Here is a 255-nt window from a genome sequence, read left to right as displayed (position 1 = left end):
AGAAGTCAGAGCCCGTTTTAGGGGTGATGGCGTGCCTTTTGTAGAATGAACCGGCGAGTTACGTTCCCGTGCAAGGTTAAGGTGAGAAGCCGTAGCCGCAGCGAAAGCGAGTCTGAATAGGGCGAATGAGTACGTGGGCGTAGACCCGAAACCGTGTGATCTACCCCTGTCCAGGGTGAAGGTGCGGTAACACGCACTGGAGGCCCGAACCCACGAATGTTGAAAAATTCGGGGATGAGGTGGGGGTAGCGGAGA

1 rRNA gene is annotated in these 255 nt (G+C 56.1%); it reads left to right on the top strand.

Features of this window, described 5'->3' with window-relative positions:
* Window positions 1–255 (top strand): 23S ribosomal RNA (locus tag KI367_RS26880); the annotation flags it as partial.

This window comes from Paenibacillus cookii, from assembly GCF_018333375.1.
Taxonomy (GTDB): domain Bacteria; phylum Bacillota; class Bacilli; order Paenibacillales; family Paenibacillaceae; genus Paenibacillus_AQ; species Paenibacillus_AQ cookii.
Note: the sequence above shows the minus strand (reverse complement) of the source record. Positions and strands in the feature narration are given on the sequence as shown.